Source organism: Streptococcus mutans, assembly GCF_006739205.1.
Taxonomy (GTDB): Bacteria; Bacillota; Bacilli; order Lactobacillales; family Streptococcaceae; genus Streptococcus; species Streptococcus mutans.
Genome location: NZ_AP019720.1, coordinates 39,917 through 60,847, shown reverse-complemented (window position 1 = coordinate 60,847; position 20,931 = coordinate 39,917). Strand labels below are relative to the sequence as shown.

The 20,931-nt window shown below is 38.9% G+C and carries 20 protein-coding genes; 2 read left to right on the top strand and 18 right to left on the bottom strand.

What is annotated here, in order from left to right:
- Positions 1-423: 423 nt before the first annotated feature.
- A complete protein-coding gene (locus FNL60_RS00360) occupies positions 424-2,268 on the top strand; it encodes a carbohydrate-binding domain-containing protein (RefSeq protein WP_002280104.1) in 1,845 nt (614 codons plus the stop codon).
- Positions 2,269-2,799: 531 nt separating this feature from the next.
- On the opposite strand, the gene FNL60_RS00355 is transcribed toward FNL60_RS00360, so the two are convergent.
- From FNL60_RS00355 to FNL60_RS00275, 16 genes are all read right to left on the bottom strand, one after another.
- Positions 2,800-3,714, bottom strand: coding sequence for a helix-turn-helix domain-containing protein (locus FNL60_RS00355; RefSeq protein ID WP_002280105.1), 915 nt, complete (start codon positions 3,712-3,714; stop codon positions 2,800-2,802).
- A gap of 385 nt (positions 3,715-4,099) precedes the next feature.
- Entirely contained in the window at positions 4,100-4,786 is a 687-nt protein-coding gene (locus FNL60_RS00350; protein WP_002280106.1) for a DNA alkylation repair protein, read from the bottom strand.
- Positions 4,787-4,805: 19 nt separating this feature from the next.
- Positions 4,806-6,104, bottom strand: coding sequence for an adenylosuccinate lyase (purB, locus tag FNL60_RS00345; RefSeq protein ID WP_002280107.1), 1,299 nt, complete (start codon positions 6,102-6,104; stop codon positions 4,806-4,808).
- A 293-nt stretch (positions 6,105-6,397) separates the two neighbouring features.
- Positions 6,398-7,129, bottom strand: coding sequence for a hypothetical protein (locus FNL60_RS00340; RefSeq protein ID WP_002280108.1), 732 nt, complete (start codon positions 7,127-7,129; stop codon positions 6,398-6,400).
- 21 nt (positions 7,130-7,150) lie between these two features.
- Entirely contained in the window at positions 7,151-7,747 is a 597-nt protein-coding gene (locus FNL60_RS00335) for a hypothetical protein (protein ID WP_002280109.1), read from the bottom strand.
- A gap of 103 nt (positions 7,748-7,850) precedes the next feature.
- On the bottom strand, positions 7,851-8,270 hold the full coding sequence (locus FNL60_RS00330) for an SRPBCC family protein (protein ID WP_002280110.1): 420 nt from the start codon (positions 8,268-8,270) through the stop codon (positions 7,851-7,853).
- 43 nt (positions 8,271-8,313) lie between these two features.
- Entirely contained in the window at positions 8,314-8,925 is a 612-nt protein-coding gene (locus FNL60_RS00325) for a CPBP family intramembrane glutamic endopeptidase (RefSeq protein WP_002280111.1), read from the bottom strand.
- A 93-nt stretch (positions 8,926-9,018) separates the two neighbouring features.
- Positions 9,019-9,711 carry an aspartate/glutamate racemase family protein gene (locus FNL60_RS00320; protein WP_002271307.1) on the bottom strand — a complete coding sequence of 231 codons (693 nt, stop codon included), beginning with the start codon at positions 9,709-9,711 and terminating at the stop codon, positions 9,019-9,021.
- 12 nt (positions 9,712-9,723) lie between these two features.
- Positions 9,724-10,404 carry a hypothetical protein gene (locus FNL60_RS00315; RefSeq protein WP_002280113.1) on the bottom strand — a complete coding sequence of 227 codons (681 nt, stop codon included), beginning with the start codon at positions 10,402-10,404 and terminating at the stop codon, positions 9,724-9,726.
- 11 nt (positions 10,405-10,415) lie between these two features.
- Complete coding sequence (gene purK, locus FNL60_RS00310; RefSeq protein WP_002280114.1) at positions 10,416-11,507, bottom strand: 5-(carboxyamino)imidazole ribonucleotide synthase; 1,092 nt, start codon at positions 11,505-11,507, stop codon at positions 10,416-10,418.
- Complete coding sequence (gene purE, locus FNL60_RS00305; protein WP_002311839.1) at positions 11,494-11,982, bottom strand: 5-(carboxyamino)imidazole ribonucleotide mutase; 489 nt, start codon at positions 11,980-11,982, stop codon at positions 11,494-11,496. Before purE ends, purK begins: the two co-directional genes overlap by 14 nt.
- Positions 11,983-12,304: 322 nt before the next feature.
- On the bottom strand, positions 12,305-13,486 hold the full coding sequence (locus tag FNL60_RS00300) for an ATP-grasp domain-containing protein (protein ID WP_002280116.1): 1,182 nt from the start codon (positions 13,484-13,486) through the stop codon (positions 12,305-12,307).
- A 59-nt stretch (positions 13,487-13,545) separates the two neighbouring features.
- A complete protein-coding gene (gene purD / locus FNL60_RS00295; RefSeq protein WP_002280117.1) occupies positions 13,546-14,805 on the bottom strand; it encodes a phosphoribosylamine--glycine ligase in 1,260 nt (419 codons plus the stop codon).
- Between the two features lie 224 nt (positions 14,806-15,029).
- Positions 15,030-15,497, bottom strand: a complete 468-nt coding sequence (locus tag FNL60_RS00290; RefSeq protein ID WP_002280118.1) for a hypothetical protein — start codon at positions 15,495-15,497, stop codon at positions 15,030-15,032.
- A gap of 159 nt (positions 15,498-15,656) precedes the next feature.
- The gene (locus FNL60_RS00285; RefSeq protein WP_002266362.1) at positions 15,657-16,697 is read right to left on the bottom strand and encodes an SEC-C metal-binding domain-containing protein; all 1,041 of its coding nucleotides are present in this window, start codon (positions 16,695-16,697) and stop codon (positions 15,657-15,659) included.
- A 483-nt stretch (positions 16,698-17,180) separates the two neighbouring features.
- The gene (locus tag FNL60_RS00275) at positions 17,181-17,690 is read right to left on the bottom strand and encodes an HXXEE domain-containing protein (protein ID WP_002263123.1); all 510 of its coding nucleotides are present in this window, start codon (positions 17,688-17,690) and stop codon (positions 17,181-17,183) included.
- 167 nt (positions 17,691-17,857) lie between these two features.
- Here FNL60_RS00275 and FNL60_RS00270 point away from each other — a divergent pair, with 167 nt between their 5' ends.
- Complete coding sequence (locus FNL60_RS00270; RefSeq protein ID WP_002275344.1) at positions 17,858-18,400, top strand: TetR/AcrR family transcriptional regulator; 543 nt, start codon at positions 17,858-17,860, stop codon at positions 18,398-18,400.
- A gap of 182 nt (positions 18,401-18,582) precedes the next feature.
- Here the strand turns inward: FNL60_RS00270 and purH are convergent, their stop codons facing one another.
- Both purH and FNL60_RS00260 read right to left on the bottom strand, forming a co-directional pair.
- Positions 18,583-20,130: a bifunctional phosphoribosylaminoimidazolecarboxamide formyltransferase/IMP cyclohydrolase gene (gene purH / locus FNL60_RS00265; RefSeq protein WP_002311836.1), complete on the bottom strand. Its 1,548-nt coding sequence runs from the start codon at positions 20,128-20,130 to the stop codon at positions 18,583-18,585.
- Positions 20,131-20,171: 41 nt separating this feature from the next.
- A complete protein-coding gene (locus FNL60_RS00260) occupies positions 20,172-20,879 on the bottom strand; it encodes a suppressor of fused domain protein (protein WP_002265925.1) in 708 nt (235 codons plus the stop codon).
- Between the last annotated feature and the right edge of the window lie 52 nt (positions 20,880-20,931).

The window sequence follows — 20,931 nt, the reverse complement described above, 5'->3', positions numbered from 1 at the left end:
TGATTCTCAAAGTGAAAATAACAAAAATAAGCTATTTTACCTTATTTTCGGTAGAATAGCTTTTCTTACGCCTAAAACTACAAGGGGTTCAAAGATTTTGTGGATTACCACTTACTGATTGGAATATATAACTTTCTAGGAATCTGCATTCGCAGAAAAATAGTTTAGTTATGAGATAAGCACTAGCTAAAGAGCCCTAACGGCGGCGCGCCATCCTGCCGTTTCTATCATCTAAGGAAACCGTTAAAAAAGTTCGGAATTCAGGTTTTGACAGCGCCCTTGTGAATTTTCTGAATTTTGATATAATAGAACGGTGGTAAAAAAGAATGATCAAGTTATCATTCTTTTTTATTATATTTTTAAAGTTGAATAAGTTTTTAAGAAAACTGCTATTCATACTTTTTAGAAGGGTTAGAAACTATAATGAGTAAAAAATTTCTTTTTAATCGCTCTGTTTTCTCAAATGCTAAGGGACATGATGTCAAACGTAAATCCTCCAAAGGTCTCGTAACAGGCATTGCCTTAGCAGGAGCTATTGTTTTACTTGGAGGCAGCCAAATTGCTTCTGCTGATAACGTTACTGCTTCAGGAAACAACACAACCACATCCTCAACTGCAGCTGACACAGACACTGCAAACTCTCAGACAGTTGACAGCACTGATAGTGACAACAGCCAAGTTACTTCTGAGACTGTCTCATCAGAAAATAGCACAGCAAGCAGTGAGGCTGCTTCTGAAAGCAATGAAGCTGAGACAAACAATGACGCAACAGCTTCTGAGTCAGCCGATCAAAGTGATGATGAACTTTCCGATGAAACAACAAGTAATGAAGCTCAAGTTAAGTCTCAATCAGTCAATGCTTTAAAATCAGCAAAATATGATAAAGATGATGATGATGAAGAGGAAGAAGAAGTCAACGAATACAAAGAAGATGACAAATCTGAAAAAGCAGATATTAAATTTGACAACACAGGCGTAAAAACAACTTCATCTGGTGTGAACATTGATGGAAAAAACATTACCATTACATCAGCAGGAACTTATACCCTTACAGGGTCTGCCAGCGGCTACAGCATATCAGTAGCAGATAAAGTGACTGATACAGTGAAACTCAAACTCGATGCAGTGAATTTGACTGACTCCACTCTTTATTCATCAAGAGATTTAGATATTAAAGTCCTATCTGATAGCTCTATTTCGTCTTCTTTGAAGAATACAATCGAAACAGGAGGAGCACTCTACATTTCAAGCAAAAAGAAAAGCGGTTTGAAAGTCACAAGTACAGCTGGTCACGCTATCAAAGCAAACAGTTTAGAAGCTGATAAAGTAACCTTAGAGCTGTCTTCTACTGCTAAAGATGGGATTAATGCCACATCAAACGTCTCCATTAAAAAGTCAAATGTTACCATTTCGGCAGAAGATGATGGGATTCAAGCTGAAGATAATACCGATGTCAATTCAGGTGATATCCAGATCAAAGATTCTATTGTAAAAATCACCTCTACAAGTAAAGGAATTACAGCGAACGACGAGATAACCGTTAAAGGGTCAACTTTCATAACAATTACATCTGGCTCTGAAGGAATCGAAGGCCGCTATGTGAATTTGAAAAAAGGTCAAATAACGATCAATGCTGGTGATGATGCTATCAACGCGACTGAATGGACAACAAAAGACGATGCTGACCTATCGCATTTGAAAAACAGCAAGAAAGATATCGAAAATGAGGTTGCTATTGTTATTTCTGGTGCTAATATCAGCGGTATTGGCAAAGATGACGGTGTGGATTCAAATGGAAATCTCTATATTACCGATGGTAGTCTCAAAATTCAATCAATCACTGATTACAGCTCAGCCATTGATTATGATGGTACAGGGTTTGCTTCCGGAGGAACAACTTGGGCAATTGGCCATATGGGATTTGCTCAGGGCTTCTCAAAGGGAACCAAACAAGCTTATATTGCTGCGATTGTTTCAGGATTAGCCGGTGATACCATTACTATAACTGACTCAAAAGGACATATCGTTGCAAAAACAAAGGCAGATGTAGACTTTGACCATGTTGTCTTTTCAAATAAAACCATCAAGGCAGGCAAAACCTACACGGTTACAACATCTGATGGTCATAAAGCAGTTATCAAAGCAACAAAAGACACAACCACTCATCCTTCAGGCAGGCATGTATCAAAAGATACTGTTCCGCTCCTTCCAAATGGCCACCATCCAGCCTTTCCTGGAAACGGAACCCCTCCAAATGATAAGAACTGATAAGTTAATTTAAATTCTCTAAAAATAAGATATACTAAAAGGTGTGTATTTATTAGAAATCACACCTTTTAGCATGCCATTAATAGATTTACTCAATCAAATGAGTCTGAGACAAAAAGATTTCTCAGCTAAGAAAAACAGAGATTCACGTGTGATTGTGATGTGAGTCTCTGTTTTAGTTAGTGACTTTAGTCCCAGACTCATTTAACTTTTGTTCATCCAGTCTTCCTATCTGAGCAAGATACCACAAGTTTAATGCAGCAGCTGATGCCGAAGACTTCGTTGATTCTATCTTGAGTCAAATGTGATATGTCTATTGAATTTGCTTCTCTTTTTATTACTGTGTCGTGTTAGCAAATACAAGAGTTAACACTATCTCAAAATCATCATCTGACATAAGGGCTGTCTATTATAAGCTCCACCAGTCAAGACCCATCAAAATACTTGTTAAAATTGAAAACATCCTGTTATTCTCCTTTCTTTTTTGATATCATTCATTATAAATGATCCTTCAAAAAAAGAACAGGACATTTATGTCCCGTTCTGAGAATCTTTTTGCCATTCTTTCTCCAAATTTTCTCTTAAATTAATGTTTTCTGTTAACTGGGCAAATAAGATAGCAGCATCATAGCTCTTTTTAGCTTTCGCATAATCTTTTTCAACAAATAAATGATGCTTCCATGTCAGAAGATTAACAATAGGCTTTTTTTGAAAATCATGAGTTCTAGCCATGATTTTATTGCTAACAGCAATAAGCTGCTTAACAAAATCATATTTTTTCAATTCTAAAAGGAGTCCAAAATTATTCAATAAAACATTATTTAAAACGAAAAGATCTTCCAATGGAAGGCAGTCTACCTGCTTAAGCAATGTCTCCAATAATTGATTATATTTTCTTGAATCAAAAATAGCTGAATCCAAACCACTAACAGTTAAGCAGGAAAAATAGAGATCAATCAGAATCAAATCATTGACCTGATAATTGGTTTTTCTTAAAATCTGATCAAAATAGTCATTTAAAATACCAACGCCAAAATCGATATTGTCACTAAAATGAATATCTAGTTTCGATTGTAAACCATCAATAATCAATTGTTCTTCTTCAGGCAAATCATCATAAAACTGACTAAAAATCTCGTCAAAATAGGTTTCTTTTTCAGTTAATCTTTGTTGGTCACCATAGGTTGGCGTTCGTAATAATAAATACTTTAGTTCTTTATAACGACTGGGTAACTCGACATTTTCTCCGTCCGTTAAATAGCCAAGCGTTACTCCTAAACGTCCTACAATATAAATAGCTTTATTAAGAGTTGGCATAGACTGTCCTGATTCAATTCTAGTCAGCTGCCGTGTTGACAACTGCGATTCATCAAGGCAGACAGCCTCTTTGGTCAGCCCCTTTTCTAACCTCAGGCTCTTAATTTTCTTCCCAAAATCTTTTAACATAAAACCTTTTCCTATAATCTCTGTCTAAACTTTTACTATTTTATCATAACTCTATAATATAGTAAATTTACTAGACTTCTATATATTTTTTCTGACATCTTTTGGGAACACATTCAGTGAGTTTCAAAAAGGAAGCATAAGACATAAGCGTAGTCTTGCAGCAAACGATTAATCTTTGTTTTCTTATTCTTTATACTTAGAACCTATACTTACAGAAATCATTTTAGTTATAAATAAGCGTTAGCTTATTAAAAGTGATTGCAAGGCCGCAATAAAATAACTTATGAATACAGGCTCTTAAAAACGACTGGCTAGCAAAACTTCAGCTTATCCTACTTGCCCAGCGGTTGTTTTTCGTGTGATATAAAATATGATAAGCGACTTATCATAAATATTTGCTAGCTTCTTTAATCGATAAATTTGCCATCTGATTTTTATGCTTTTCAATAAAAGTTCTAACCCAATCTGGATTGGTCTTAGAGTAGTCTCGCAAGATCCAGCCAATAGCTTTATTGATGAAAAATTCGCTTTGATTGAGATTGTTAATGAGAATCTTCTCCAAAAGATTTGTCTTCATCTTATCTTTTCGTAAAAGCTGGTGGTCAATTGCCACGCGCCGCAGCCAAAAGTTATCATCAGAGGACCACTCTAACATAGTTGCATCAACTATATTACTGGGAAAGTTGATCTTGCCAATGGTTCTGTCCAAACTGTCCGTTGTATCCCACCAAGACTTGGTTACAACCAGCTGTTTGAGACGAGGCAGATCTGCTTCCGTTAAAAAGATCTGCATAGCCCGTAAATAATCACAAGCAGCGTACTGAAATTCCCGCTCATGCAGTTCCCACAACTCTTCCACAAAAACCCAATCAACCGCCTTAGACGCCTTAGATTCTTTAACAAAGTCCTTCTCCAACTGACGGCGAAGCGGAGTGGAAAGACCTAGAAAAGGAAACTGGTCACGCATATAGGCTGCCATAGCATGCGCCCGCTCTTGGTCTGCATGATCATAAAAAGTTTGAATAAGTGTTTTCTTGTCCATAGCTTGATTATAGCATAAAAGGCAGCCCATCGGCCGCCTTGTTTTGTATTTAGTCTCCCAATCCAATCCGGTCAAAGATTTCATCCACACGCTTGGTGTAGTAGACTGGATTAAAGATTTCGTCGATTTCTTCTTGGCTCAAGCGAGACGTGATCTCTGGATCTGCTTCCAGCAACGGTTTGAAGTCCACTTGGTTGTCCCAAGACTGCGCAGTCTTAGGCTGAACAAGGTCGTAAGCCTGCTCGCGGGTCATGCCTTTTTCAATCAAGGTCAGCATAGCACGCTGGCTGAAAATGAGACCAAAGGTAGAGCCCATGTTGCGCTTCATATTTTCTGGGAAAACGGTCAAGTTTTTCACGATATTACCAAAGCGATTGAGCATGTAGTCAATGAGAATGGTCGTATCAGGCGCGATAATGCGCTCAGCTGATGAGTGGGAAATATCGCGTTCGTGCCAGAGGGACACATTTTCATAGGCTGTCACCATGTGTCCGCGAATCACACGCGCAAGACCAGTCATGTTTTCAGAGCCAATAGGATTGCGTTTATGGGGCATAGCAGAGCTGCCTTTTTGCCCCTTGGCAAAGAATTCCTCTACTTCACGCTGTTCGGATTTTTGCAGACCACGGATTTCAGTCGCCATGCGCTCGATTGATGTGGCAATGCTTGCCAGTACTGCAAAATACTCGGCGTGCAAATCACGCGGTAAGACTTGAGTCGAAATTTCCTGAGCTCGAATACCTAATTTGTCACAAACATATTTTTCCACAAATGGCGGAATGTTGGCAAAGTTCCCAACAGCACCAGAGATTTTCCCAGCTTCTACACCAGCGGCAGCATGTTCAAAACGCTCAATATTACGCTTCATTTCACTGTACCAAGTCGCAAGCTTGAGACCAAAAGTCGTTGGCTCCGCATGGACACCGTGCGTGCGCCCCATCATGATGGTAAATTTGTGCTCCTTAGCCTTATCAGCGATGATAGTAAGGAAATTATCCAAGTCCTTACGAATGATGACGTTAGCCTGCTTGTATAGGTAGCCGTAGGCCGTGTCCACCACGTCTGTTGAGGTCAGCCCAAAGTGTACCCACTTGCGCTCCTCACCCAACGTCTCAGAAACCGCACGAGTAAAGGCCACCACATCGTGACGGGTTTGCTGCTCAATCTCCAAAATGCGATCAATATCAAAATCCGCCTTCTCGCGAATCTTGACCACATCTTCCTTAGGAATCTCACCCAACTCAGCCCAAGCCTCGTCAGCCAAAATTTCCACTTCCAACCAAGCACGGTACTTGTTTTCTTCACTCCAAATGTTCGCCATCTCAGGGCGTGAATAACGGTTGATCATTTTTTATTTTTCCTTTCTTTTTTATGTTTCACTTAAGTGGGGTGGACGTCAGCAGCTTCCTTCGGAATCTCATGACTAAATCTTGAGCCTAAGGTCTTAAGATTTCCGTCGCTTACGCTCTCCCCACGGCGTGAAACATTGGGGGGCGACCAGAAAGCGACTGAATTTTAGGAAACCAACGACGGACGCTTGCGTCCTAGGCAGTTTATCTAAATTCCGAGCTTTCCGTCCGGGTTCAGTTCAATAATCGCGTTACCCTATATTCCTTTCTGTTTTTACAATTTATAGCCGATTTAATCACTTTTTAAATCGTAGAGTCTATCATTCAAATCTTTTAGAGATGAATTGATATCATCAAATTTTATTTCTATCTCTTCCTTTGTCAATTTGTTGAAATTGTGAATATCTTTTTCTAATTTCATCAATTTTGAATCTATTTCTTGAGCATACTGTTTTAATTCCTCCTCAAAACATAGAATAGCGATTGCTTCTTTAATATTGTCTGCTCTCCACTCCTCCAAATAAGTTATTATTTTTTTTACAGAATCGCTACTTATAAATTTTTGAGGCAATAATCTTTTATCGCTAATTTGTTCTTTAAGATTTTCAATCTTTAAATGTAACTCATTATCTTCTGCATTCAAAACTGATAATTTTTGATTAAAAACTATCTGTTCCTCTTGTTCAATTTTACTTCTTTGATCAGCAAAATCTATGTAATATTGTTTAATTACTTTTCTTTTATTCTCATTATATTTTTGAAGTTCAGTACTTTTTTTATCTGCAAGCGGTTTAATAAGTTTCATTGGATTATACAAAGCAAAATCTTTTGGACCATCACCAATTTTATCTTTTATATATTTCGACAAATATTCTTTATCAAATGCTTCAAGTAAACTATTTTTAGAGATATTCAATGCTTCAATGTCATTATTTATCTCTTTTTGTCGATCAGTTGCATTTTCGTAGTCTTCTATTACTTTTAAAAATAACTCCAACTCACTAATAAGATTTTCATTTTTCATGAGATTATATCTGTCTTCAACCTAGTCTATTTTTCTAATAAGCGAAGAATTATTTAGCTCTCTTTTATTCTTTTTTTGATTATTTTTTTCTATAAAATTTTTTAATTGAATAATATTATCATTCAACTCGAACTTACCATCCTTATCACCAACTTCTAAATCATTCAAAATAATATCTATACTTTTTAGTAAATTCATATCAACTTTATTTTTAAATAGTTTTGCATTGTCAATATATTCTTTAATAGCTAACTTTAAATCTAACTTTGTTGATGATTGTACAGTATTTTTGTTAACTTCTAAAATATATAATGATAGGCAACTAATTAAATTATTATTTATTCTATTTGCCTTATCTTGACGTGCTTTTGAACCCCTATAGATAAGAGCTCCTACAGTCACAACTCCAATCGTAATACCGCCGATCAACACCGCCATATTTTCTAAATTCTTGCTATCTTCAAGATTAATCAGATGAAATTTTCCCCATTCAACAACACCTGTATTTCCCGAATCTGGATTCCATACTACATTTGCACCTTCTATACGAGCCTGACCTTTATTAATTAATTCTTGAGCATTATCTGTTATCTCAAGGACTCCTTTATATTCAGTCATAAATTTACCTCACATTTCTATAGAAAATTTATAGCAACCTCTATTGATAAAGACAAGATCCATAAACTTTTCCAAAACTCCTGCACCTCAGCACTAAACACCGTCATATATCTCTTTTTACAGTTTTGTTTTTCGGCAGCGCTTTTTCTAAATCTCGAAAATACTGCTTTTGCTGCTTTCTTAAATAAAGCCACACAAATGGTGTCAGGAGGGCATTTTTAACAGTGATATTTTCTGTAAAATCTAGAATGGTTTGTCCATCCTGATAATCAAAACGACCTATCCAAGTACCTTGGAGATTTTTATTTTCAAATTCAAGCTCCCAGAGCTTATGCAAATTGACTTTTGTCACCTTAAAGTTCGTCTGAAGACCATTTTGAGTGTATTCAAGAAAATGATTGTCGTCTACTTTTTCAAACTGACCAAGTTCACTTCTCCAAGTTTGATTGGACAAGTCGGTTACAAGTTTCCAGACCTGATCAATCGGATAAGAAAAACTCGCTTTTATACTCGATTTCACCATAAATCTGCTCCTATATTACAATCTTTCAACGACTGAGTTGACACTAAATCAACATAAATGCGGTACATATGCCTGAAAAAATATTAGCTGCTGCATGGATAAGCCAACTCGGAACAATGGATCCTTGCGTCTTTTTTTCATTGATGTACCCCATTCCATAAGCAATTCCAAATATAAACATTGTAATCATTATTGTTGAACCAATATCCAGTAGCTTGAAAAACATAAAACTGTGTATTAAAGCAAAACATAATGACTGAATGAAGTTAGCCAAAGGAAATGCCATCTTTGACATAAGACGTTTTAATAAGAATCCTCTAAAAAATAATTCTTCTGGCAAAGCGGTATTAAATATCCCATAAATGAGAATAGCCGGCAAGACTGTATAACCACCACCTCGAAAAACTGTTGTTGCCGTTGACACTCCCTTTAAGCGAAGTAAGATAAAAAAGGAAGCCAATGAAAATAATAGAATCATTCCCAACACGGGTACAAAGAATCGTTTAAAATCATGTTTACTAACTTTCTTAAATCCTAACCAGTTTAGAAAAGTAGACTGTTTTCTTTCTGTGAAAATCCAGTAGAGAAACGGAATTGCAACAGCTAATATTATTTCTAAAAAGCTACTGACTATCTTTGCGATGAATAGTTCCATGTGTTAACCTCCTGATATCCATACCACTTCAGCATCTTTTACAAACCCAATTGCATAGCCTTTTGTAGTTACACTTCTAGTTTAACACAATAATCACCCATTTATTGCTAATTCCGCCGCTTTTTGAGCATGGATAGTTGTTGTATCATAGAGCGGAAGGGCTGTGTCTGCCTGTTTGACTAAAAGGCCAATCTCTGTACAGCCTAGGATAACGGCTTTAGCGCCAGCATTTTTCAAATCATCAATAATGGTAAGGTAAGTCTGCTTTGAGCTGTCTTTGATGTCTCCCAAGCACAGCTCATCATAGATGATTCGGTTGACTTCAGTAATGCCAGCTTGGTCTGGAATCAGCACCTCAAGCCCTGCTTCAAGCAGCTTTTCCTTGTAAAAGTCTTGAGTCATGGTATACTTGGTGCCCAAGAGACCAACTTTTTGAATGCCATTTTCAAGAAGAGCCTCAGCAGTTGCCTGCGCAATGTGCAAAATTGGAATCGCGATTTGCTTTTGAATCTGCGGAGCCACCTTGTGCATGGTGTTGGTGCAGATAACAATAAAGTCCGCACCAGCCTGCTCCAGTTTCTGGGCAATTTGGCTCAGGACTTCCGCACTCTTAGCCCAGTCACCGCTGGCCTGATAGTGCTCAATCTCCGCAAAATCAACACTGTAAAGCAGAATTTTAGCCGAATGCAGTCCGCCAAGCTCTTTTTTAATTGTCTCGTTGATAAGCTGATAATAGGAAGTCGTACTCTCCCAGCTCATGCCACCAATAAGGCCGATTGTTTTCATAGTGTTCATTTATCAAACTCCTGATGTAAAATGGAACAAACTATACTCCAATTTTTTCTTGAAACCAACAATACTTCTATCATCTTCACCAATATAAAGACTACTTTTTAAAATAGTCGCTACAAATCGTCTATCATAAGTAAAAGCTTGAACAGTGAGATAGTAAACTAATAAAAATAGAATTATTATCAACATTAACTGTCCTAAAAGGCCAATAAAACTATTTTGTAAACTGCTACCTTCACTAATTAGCAGTTCTGAAAGTTCTTTTTTAGTAATAAGATGATTAAAGAAATTAAGATATGTTGTAGTAATAAATATTGAAATAGTAGCTAGAATACCACAGCTCCAATTTGCAAAACTATTTATTTTATTTAGTGATAATTCTATGTCAGAAATCAACATCTTCGTGCGCTTATCATCTAGAAAATTTCCTTTTCTAAAAGCTATCGTCAAATTTTTTATATTAATTTTCTCAAAAAGAACAGTAAATCGATAAAGTCCTCCCATAATTAATAGCAAAATAAAGAGCTTTACTGAATCACCATCAGTATTTTGAGTTTTTCCAATTGCAAAAAATACAAGCAAGAACCCATACAATAACATATACTTTAATAACTTATTCATAAGAGAGTCAATCAAACCTATCTGACTTCTTAATAATTTTTTGATTTCAAAATACTTTAACGGCATTAGAAGACCTCCTAAAATTCCTTTCCTTCCCCAAACTCTCTCACCTCATCAGGCTTATCACTAAACAGGGTCACGTGGCCCATTTTGCGGTTGTGTTTGGCTTCTGCCTTGCCATAAAGGTGGAGGTGGGCGCTAGAGTTTTTGGAGACATATTCTTGAGCTTGTTGAATGTGCTGGCCGAGAACGTTGAGCATGACGGCTGGGGCGTGGAGTTTGATGGCTGGGAGGGGTTGGCCGAGGACGCCTAGGATATGGGTGTCAAATTGTGAGAAGTCACAGGCTTCGATGGAGTAGTGGCCTGAGTTGTGGGGGCGTGGGGCGATTTCGTTGACAATGATATCGTCTGCTGTCGCAAACATTTCCACGCAGAGCGTTCCTGACAGCTGGAGCTTTTGAGCAATGGTCACCGCCATGGCTTTGGCCTTCTCGGCTAGCTGGTCTGAAATGCGGGCTGGGACAATGGTTTTTGAGAGGATATTGTTGCGGTGGATATTTTCCTGAACGGGGAAGACCGTCACGTCCTTGCCGTTTCCTGAGATAATGACCGAGATTTCAAGGTCAAAGTCTACAAACTCTTCCAAGACACACTCAGCAGAGTTTGCTAATTGGTTCGCGGCAGCTAAATCGTCGTGTGATTTAATAACGACTTGACCGTGACCATCATAACCGCCTGTGGCCGTTTTCAAGACGTAAGTCTTGCCCAAATCCAAATCCTCCAAGTCCAAACTAGAGGTCACCACCTTATATGGAGCGACCGTCACGCCAGCCTTGTTGGCGAGGAAGTTCTTTTCAAAAATACGGTTTTGCGAAATGCGCAGCAAATCAGTCCCCTGCGGCAGCTGAGCGTCTCCTACGACCGCATCAAGGCCGTCAGCGTCGACATTTTCAAACTCATAGGTCAGCAGGTCGCAACGCACAGCCATTTCTCGCAAAACATCCACATCATCGTAAGGCGCCACAATCATCTCAGACACGCGCGAGGCAGGACAGTCCGCCGTCGGATCCAGCGTTACCACCTTGTGCCCCATGTAAACCGCCGCGATAGCCATCATCTGACCCAGCTGACCGCCGCCGATTATGCCAATGGTTTTAGTTGAGTTCATTCGTTGACTCCTCTGCGATTTTTCCTTGTTCCTCTGCGAAATCTGCTAACGCGGCTGCCAAGTTTTGGTCTTCAATGGCCAAGATACGCAGGGCTGTCAGGGCAGCGTTGGTCGCTCCCGCTTCACCAATGGCCATAGTTGCCACAGGCACACCGCCCGGCATCTGCACAATGGAATAGAGTGAGTCCAAGCCGCTGAGTGCGCGTGATTTAACAGGTACACCGATAACAGGCAGTGTTGTTTTAGCTGCCACCATACCCGGTAAATGCGCGGCACCGCCTGCGCCTGCAATGATGACCTTGATGCCGCGGCTGCGGGCTTTTTCTGCATGTTTGAACATGAGGTCTGGTGTGCGGTGGGCTGAGACGACTTTCTTTTCATAAGCCACGCCGAAGTTATCCAAAACTTGAGCGGTTTTTTGCATAGTGCTCCAGTCGGATTTGGAGCCCATGATAATAGAAATAAGTGGTTTCATAATAAGATACAAACGCCATAAAGCGACCTCCAACAAAATGGGCGGTAAATCAGAAAACTTTGATTCCGCTGATGCACCCCATCAGGACGACTAGGACTTTCTTAGCCTACTGGCGTAGAAAGTTCAGACATCTACAGCATAAGTCTTTCCTAGAGGCTTGTGCCTCGTCGTCAGACTCATCTTTTTGCCCAGTGTTGTTGTCGTAGGCGTGTTTAATTCCTTTCGTTTTTTATTTTATAGCGACTTTTTGTCGCTTGCAAAATTTTCATAGAAAAATAGGAAAACTAACAGAATGTTCCTTTGAATAAACGGAATCTTTTGCTCAAATATTTTTTAGAGTGGTCGGTTCCACACTATAATGTTTAACGGTCTTATCAACCAACTTGGTGACACTTCTAGGATTTATCAATAAGCGACCGATAATAATCGCAAGAGGTATAAAACTTAGAGGATCCTTCCAAATAGGTGTTAACACCTCTTCACTGTCACTGTTAAAAAGCCACTTCCTCATTGTCCGTACAATCTTCTTTCTACTCTTCGTTCGCTCAGCAGTACCGATAAGCAAAGCCATCAGGCTATGCGTCCCTACCCCTGCTTGCCCAACACTAACATCAGATTTGGAATAGCAGCCATTGGCTAACTCTATCATGATTTTTGGGAAGTTAACTCCTGCTTTATAGGCATTAGCAGGTTCAACCATTCTAGGATTGCATTCTATGTAATAAAAATGACCGTCGGTACGTATAAAATCTAAAGTTAAAGCACCATGCCATTGTAAAAATTGACCTAATTTTTCGACATGCTCTCTCGTTTTCTCAGATTCTATACTTAATCTAGCAGCAGCTGAACCACCGGCACCAGAACCCACTTTAACACTAGAATGAACCGCAAGTAACTGACCATGATGAAATACTGCTTGAACCTGACCATAGTCTCCGACTATGTCTTGCTGAACCATCCATTTTTCATCACTCGCTGTTAATCTGCTCGCAGCTTCCGCCAAATCTTCCTTACTTGTGATTTTATAAACTGAACGACCGGCAGTACCATAGTCTGCCTTTAGCCAATAAGGATAAGAAAGAGAAACAGATTCTAAATTTTCCACACGCTCCCATTTAGGAATTGGCAGATTTAACTGATCCGAAATTTCAGCAAACGCAATCTTCCCAGCCAGCTTTTCAATTTGTTCCTTATCAGCAAGCGCTACTGGCAAACGAGTTGGTAAAAATTTTTCCCCATTTGCCAATAACCAGCCTTCCTCATGTGTCGGCAAAATAGCTGCATAATTTTTTTGATGAAGCAACTGATTAACTTGTTTCAAGTAATCTAAAGGAAAACGATTTACATCAACTGTCGGAATTCTATGAGTGAGTCGACTGAATGTTGCAATAGAAAACTTATCAGGAGACAGGACATCAACTTTGTAGCCTTCTTTTAGCAATACTGTTAGAGTCTCTCTTGAAGTTAAGCTAGAACCTTCTAAAAATAGCAGTCTGTTTTTCATTTTTCAAACACCAGAATTCTATATTCAAGCCTCACGGCTCAAAGTTTAATACATTTGATTTACAAAGCCTTGCTTCCGATGTCCGTACGATAAAAGAGGCCTGTTGTGTTTTGTTTATTCAACTGGGTGTAAATTTTGTCCTGCACAGCCTTGACGCTGTCGGCTGTAGTAACCAGCATGTAGACGCGGCCGCCGTTTGACAAGAGCAGCTGGCTATTGCCATCAAACTTAGCCCCTGCATAATAGGTGATTATGTCGCCACCGGTCTTTTCTGGCAGAAGCACCCCTTTTTCGTAGGCGAGCGGATAGCCATTTGAAGCAACCACCACGCCTAGGGTCACGCCCGAATCCAGCCAAGTGATGTCAGGGTTCCTGCCAGCCAAAATGTCCGTGATATTCTGTGCAAAGTCAGAAGTCAGGCGCGGCAAGATAACTTGGGTCTCGGGATCGCCAAAGCGAGAGTTGAACTCGATAACCTTAGGACCGTCCTTAGTCAAGATAAGCCCCGCGTAGAGCACGCCAAGATAAGGGCGGCCCTCAGCAATCATACCCTCAAGCACTGGCTTGACAATGGTATCAACCGACTGGTCAATCACGCTTTTCGCCAGGTGAGGAACAGGAGCGTAGGCCCCCATACCGCCTGTGTTTGGTCCCTTGTCACCATCATAGGCACGCTTGTGATCCTGCGCCGCAGGCATAATGTAAAACTTGTCCCCATTGACAAAGGCAAAGAGAGAGAATTCTTCGCCATCAAGGAACTCCTCAATAACCACGCGCGCACCCGAGTCGCCGAACTTATTGTCCAGCAGCATTTCATGCACCGCCTCGACCGCCTGCTCCACGGTTTCAGCCACGACTACTCCCTTACCCAATGCCAAGCCATCCGCCTTGACCACGATTGGAGCGCCCTGCTTTTCGATGTAGGCTTTAGCTTTCTCGAAGTCGGAAAATGTGCCATAGGCTGCTGTCGGAACGCCGTATTTGACCATGATTTCCTTAGCAAAATCCTTAGACCACTCCAGCTCTGCTGCTAACTTAGTTGGACCAAACGCCTCAAGCCCAGCTTGGTTAAAATCATCAACGATACCAGCTGCTAGTGCATCATCAGGACCAATAAAGGTCCAAGCAATAGCATTTGCTTTGGCAAAGTCAATCAACTTGGAATGTTCGGAAATTCCGATATTCACCAAATCCAAACCATCCAGAGTCATGCCATCATTGCCGGGAGCAACAAAGACCTGCTCAACATCCCGAGATGCCAACAACTTCTTGGCAATCGCATGCTCACGACCACCAGAACCAACAACCAAAAGTTTCATAATGCAAGATACCTCAATATAAAACAATCACAGGGGCATATGCCCAAAACCAAACATTTTCGCAAAAACTAACAACTTTTCACGAATTATACAGGACTATTATAACATATTTGTTCGGGAGTTTGAATTTCTAATCCCATTTATTCGGAAAAGAAAAGCACCACTGATGTGGTGCGGGGGGAAACAAAATATGAAATTTTATTTTTTGGGGTAATTATAATTTTTTATAATAATCTTCTAAAGAATTCTCTTATATCAGTATTTCCTATGTCAACAAACCAGCCTAAAAAAACCAGTATTAGAATCAATAGAAAAAGTATGTTAAGCCAGAAAACTTTATCTCCAAACCTTTCTTCACTTTCATTAATTTTAAGTATAAATCGGAACATATAGTGCAATGAATTTAGTAATAACATCATGATTAAGATGATTACAGCAATCAATCTATATATGCTTACATCTTTCATATTCGCTAACACAGAAGTTGTTAACACCAAATTCCCTATAAACGCCAAGATAACTCCTGAGAATATCCCTAATATCGAAATATATTCTCGCTCCATATGCTTGATTTCATTTTTTAAATCAGACTTAGTACTCTTAATTCCAACAGATATTTGATTCTTAGAATTAGCAATTCCCCCACTATTTTTATTCGGAAAAAAATACTGAATTAGTGTAGAAAAAGTCACATAAAAAAGACATTATGAAGTTTTTGAAAGTGTCAAAAATTCCATTACTTATCTCACCTCATTTTCTTTTATCAGCATTAGTATACTAAAAAAATTCTAAGAGATATTAAACTTCTAGGAAGTTTATAAGAATTATAAATGTAACAACAAATTAACTGATTATAACTCAAACAAATTTGCCCCAATGTCTTCTCTTGGATCACTTCCACCAATTAATACTTCCAAAAAAGGGTCAAGTTGTTGCAAAAAGAGCTCTTTCTTTTCCTTAGAAAGAGAATCCCATGATTCAGGATTTATTGCTATATTTTCTCCAGAACGCAGCAGTTCATTTGATATAAAATTTCGCCTTTCATTATTGTTTAGTTTATCTAGGGAAAAGCCATAAGACTTAAACAATAATTCATCTTTCTTTAACCACGATATTATGGCATAAGTCTTTCCCTCTTGTGGAAAGACTGTTAAGAAAACATGGCTTAGTGGTTCATTAACATTCTCTGCATTTTGAATTCTTTTTCCCTCAAAATCTTTTTTCGGAGAATAAAAACAGCTCCCTGCAAATTTCACTTCACCCTCGAATTCCCACACTCTGTTGATAAGGAAATTAAAACATTTATTTTGGATTAAGTTATCAAATTCTTTTTTATCTAGTAAAAAATCCTTAATTGCTAACTCAAAGCCTAATTGATTATCATGCCTATGGTTAGTCTTTTGGGACATTATCTCCAAAAAATTATTAACTTCTAACTTTCTATGATACTCATAAGCAAATGTTCTATAAGTATACAAAAAAGTTTGTTCTTCTGTTTTAGTAAACTTCCTATCTTCAATTGGTTGAAAGAGGATTTTATCATGTTTTTTACAAAATCCAGTAAAAACACTAGCAACCTTTCTACCGTATCTATCAATTGTTACAAATGGCAAATTATTTTTCGACAAGGGCATATATACTTCACCATTAGTTGAAATCCTCTTTAATATTCTATTATTTTGGATTGAATGTGCTTTTATAATTTTTTCATCGCACTCTTCCGTATTGGGATGTAAACACTGCTTAATATAGGCCTCACCACGTGACTCTCCAATCAATTTATGCATTTTTTCAAAATACAATTCTTGAGATGATTTTTTCAAACAACATTTTTTATATTTTTTTCCACTTCCACATGGACATTTTTCATTCCTACCAATTTTATTTCTCATACATGGCTCCTAATTATAATTTCTTTCTTACGTTTTGAGGAAATTAGCTTTAAAAACAATAAATTCAACTTTTCTATATTTCCTATTATAACTCTAAATAGTTAAGTTTATTCTCTTACAGCAACAAAAAAGCAAGCCTCTCAGCTTACTTCTTATAAACATCTTTCCTATGTCCGCCGTTGACAGCTACAATAATCAGCCCCTCATCTTCAATACGGCTGATGATGCGATAGTGTCCGACGCGGTAACGTCAGAAAACTTTGATATTGCCAATTAATGCCTTGCTGTCTTGTATTGTCAGTACCATCAATTTCTCAAACCAAAATGAAAAACCCGCTTGAAGCGGGCTTTTTAGGAGATTTATGAAAAAGAAAAGTTTTAGGATTCCTATTGCTAGGATGACTATAGTATATAAGAACTTTCTTAACCGCTCCTTAAACTTTTCTTTCAGAAAGCTTAAAATAGTTCTCAATTAATCATTTTTTATTTCATGTATTTTTCTAGGCTTAATTGAATTTTTGGCATGATTTGGTGCATGACTTTAAGATTAGTATAAGCTATTGCCATAGCTATGAAAAGATAGACAATGACTGACAGCAGGGAAATGTCAGAAGGCCAATAGCAGAAAATAATCATTAAAACAATTGGCAATTCTAAGCTTGCCGTGACGACTCCGGGAACATAGCCCTTAAATCGCAGGCACATGATATAATGGATCGTGAAATGAGATGTATAAGCTATTACAAAAGATAAATAGAGTAAGGTATTGTGGGTCATTTGACAAAGACCAGAAATAAGCAGCAAGATGACAAATTCCTCTAAAACGCCTACTGCAAAGGCAGAACCCTGCGTAACAGAGCCAAAGAACGGTTTTTTAAAAGTCACTAACTTTTGATGATGCCGTTTTTTCCACAAGGGCATAAAGATCATTTCTTCAAAATCATGTAAAATAAATAAAATAGGCAGCATCCAAACATTAAAAAGAATGCTCATATTTTTACCTCCTTAATAACAACTAACAATTGTACAATGTTAAGGATAAATGATAATAATATATCACGCGCAACACTTTTAGTATAAAGACAAACTGTTACAAAAACAAGAGACTAAGTGAAATTGGCACAGTTTGACCAGAAGTGTGACAGGAAAGGAGAGCTACCATGGAATATCAAACACGGCAATGGCTGGAGGAAGCCTTGTTCGATTTATTAGCAACTAAGAAATCCCTGCATAATATCAGCATTGCAGAACTCAGCGAGCATGCCCAGATTGCTAGACGAACGTTTTATCGTTATTACCATTCAAAAGAGCAAGTCCTTACGAACTATTTAGACCGCTTAATCCAAGACTACATTATTGAGCTTCAAACAGAAAAACTGATTAATTTTGACGATTTAGTGAACCTTTTCTTTCAGTATTGGAGCCAGTACACTGAGTCATTAAAAATTTTGCAGGATGCAAACCTGCTAGTGCTTATCTTGCAAAGGTATTATGATAAGCTCCCTGATGCTTATACCACTGTCATGGCACCTTGGCACATCACAAACAGTGAACAAAGACAAATCACCTATGATAGTAGATTCATTATCGGCGGTCTCTACAGTATTTTTGATGAATGGTTAAAAACAGATCACCAAACAATGCCTGTTAATGAACTGGTCACTACAGCCTTAAACACCATAAAACGTATGAAAGATAGTTAAGCGAGAAGCTGAGTTTTTCGAGATTAAGCATGAGCAGCTTAAACAAATCGTTTTAATCATTTCTAAAACTAAAGTACTCATTGTTTTAGACATACAAAAAGAGAAGACGACTTGCATCTCCTCTCGTTGTTAGTGATAAGTCATTCATCACAGTTAATAATGAGCTAATTTTTAAATACCCATCAATGTCTAAAATGTCTCACACCCGTAAATACCATAGCAATGCCGTATTTATCAGCCATATCGATAGACTCTTGGTCACGGACGGAACCGCCGGGTTGGATGATAGCTTTGATACCAGCAGCTGCAATTTCTTCAACGTTATCAGCAAACGGGAAGAAAGCGTCAGAAGCAAGAACAGCCCCGTCAAGGCGATCTTTAGCTTGGTCAATGGCGATGCGAACAGAAGCGACACGATTGGTCTGACCCGGACCGACACCAAGTGTCATGTGGTCATTGGTCACGATAATGCCATTAGACTTGACATACTTGATAGCTTTCCAAGCAAATTCAAGAGCAGTTTCTTCCGTTTTAGTTGGCTGGCGCTTGGTAACGACCTGCCAATTGGCTGGACTTTCCTTGACCACGTCTTGATTTTGCACAAGGAGGCCACCAACCACGCCAGTATACTCTTTTTCAGCCTCGCTAGCTTCTTGAGCGTCAAAGGGAAGTTGCAGAATACGCAGATTTTTCTTTTTGGTTGTGAGAATAGCTAGCGCTTCGTCTGTATAAGATGGCGCAATGATGATTTCTAGGAAGATAGCGTGCATCTTCTCAGCTGTCGCTGCATCAACCTCACGGTTTAGGACAACAATGCCGCCGAAGATCGAAACTGAATCAGCCTCATAAGCGTAATCCCAAGCTGTTTCAATGTCATCAGCCTGACCGATACCACATGGATTCATGTGCTTGAGCGCCACAACGGTTGGACGGTCTTTAAAGTCACGAATGACACGGATAGCCGCATCAGCATCGCGAATATTGTTGAAGGACAATTCCTTACCGTTGAGCTGCTGAGCAGAGGCAATAGAATAAGCAGTTGGCAAAGCTTTTTGGTAGAAATCCGCATCCTGCTGTGGATTTTCACCGTAACGCATTGGCTGCTTGAGGTCATAAGTCAGCGTTAGTTTTTCAGGTTTTTCTTCACCCACTTGAGCAGTGAAATATTCAGCGATGAGGGCATCATAAGCTGCGGTGTGACGGAAAACTTTTGCTGCCAGACGCTTACGAGTTTCATAAGTTGTTTCTCCGTTCGCTGACAATTCGTCAAGAACCTCAGCGTAGTCAGCAGGGTCAACCACAACCGTCACACTGGCATGGTTTTTAGCTGCTGAGCGCAGCATAGATGGTCCGCCGATATCAATATTTTCAACCGCATCCGCATAGGTCGCATCTGGTTTGAGGATTGTCTCCTTGAATGGGTAGAGGTTGACAACGACCAAATTAATCGGTGTGATTCCATGTTCCTTCATAGCATTAACATGACTATCAAGGTCGCGGCGCGCCAATAGACCGCCATGAATGTTTGGGTGAAGAGTCTTGACACGACCATCCATCATTTCAGGAAAGCCAGTCACGTCGTCAATAGCGATGGTGTCAATCCCTGCCTTGTCAAGGGCAACCTTAGTTCCACCGGTTGAGACAATTTCCCAACCCAAGTTTTTCAATTCTTGAGCAAAGTCAACAATGCCCGATTTGTCTGAGACGCTGATAAGTGCGCGTTTAGTCATGTTTTTTCCTTTCATTTTATCAATAGATTCCTTCAAATTATCTAAACTAAGGACTGGCGATTATAGTCTGTAATCTGATTTCCAAGCTCTTGCAACAATTTCCTTACCTCAAGCTTACTTGTTTCACTTTCATAAACACTTCGCAGTTCTGCATCTGTCGCACCAATCAGAGTGACAAATTCTACTTTTCCATGAGGAGTATCTAGAGGCTTAGCTAGATTGTCACTAGCGGTCAGAAAACCTGTCAGTTTAGATTTCTGCTGGATATCGATTCCTACCGTTTGCTTCATATAAATATATTCTTCTGGTAAAACTACTTTTCCTGTTTTAAAAATATATCTTGCAACATACTGCAATAAACCACAGCCATTTTTGATTTCTTCTTCGTCATTAGTAGATTTCTTTAACTTAAAAGTCAATTCAATCCCATAACCACTGTATTCTGAGTCGGTGCTTTCTTTTGTATATAACTCCGACAGGCCATAGCTGACAAAATGCCAAAAATCTCCCGCATCGTAGACACTTATACCGTCAAGCGGATCTGGACCCCCAAACATATACTTGACAACCGTCCCATAATGAAGAGGATTGGGCTGATCAGGATATAAACGATCAAATTCTGCATCAATCGCTTCCCATCCTGGAGCGCTATCATCTGTATCTTCAGATTTAACAACAGTCTTATCTCCATCTTCAATTGGTGTCTCTTCACTGGAAGATTTCTTCTTAAAAAAATCAAATAGACCCATAAAATTCTCCTTAGCTAACGCCCCTACTCATGATTTACCAACCCTGATAGAA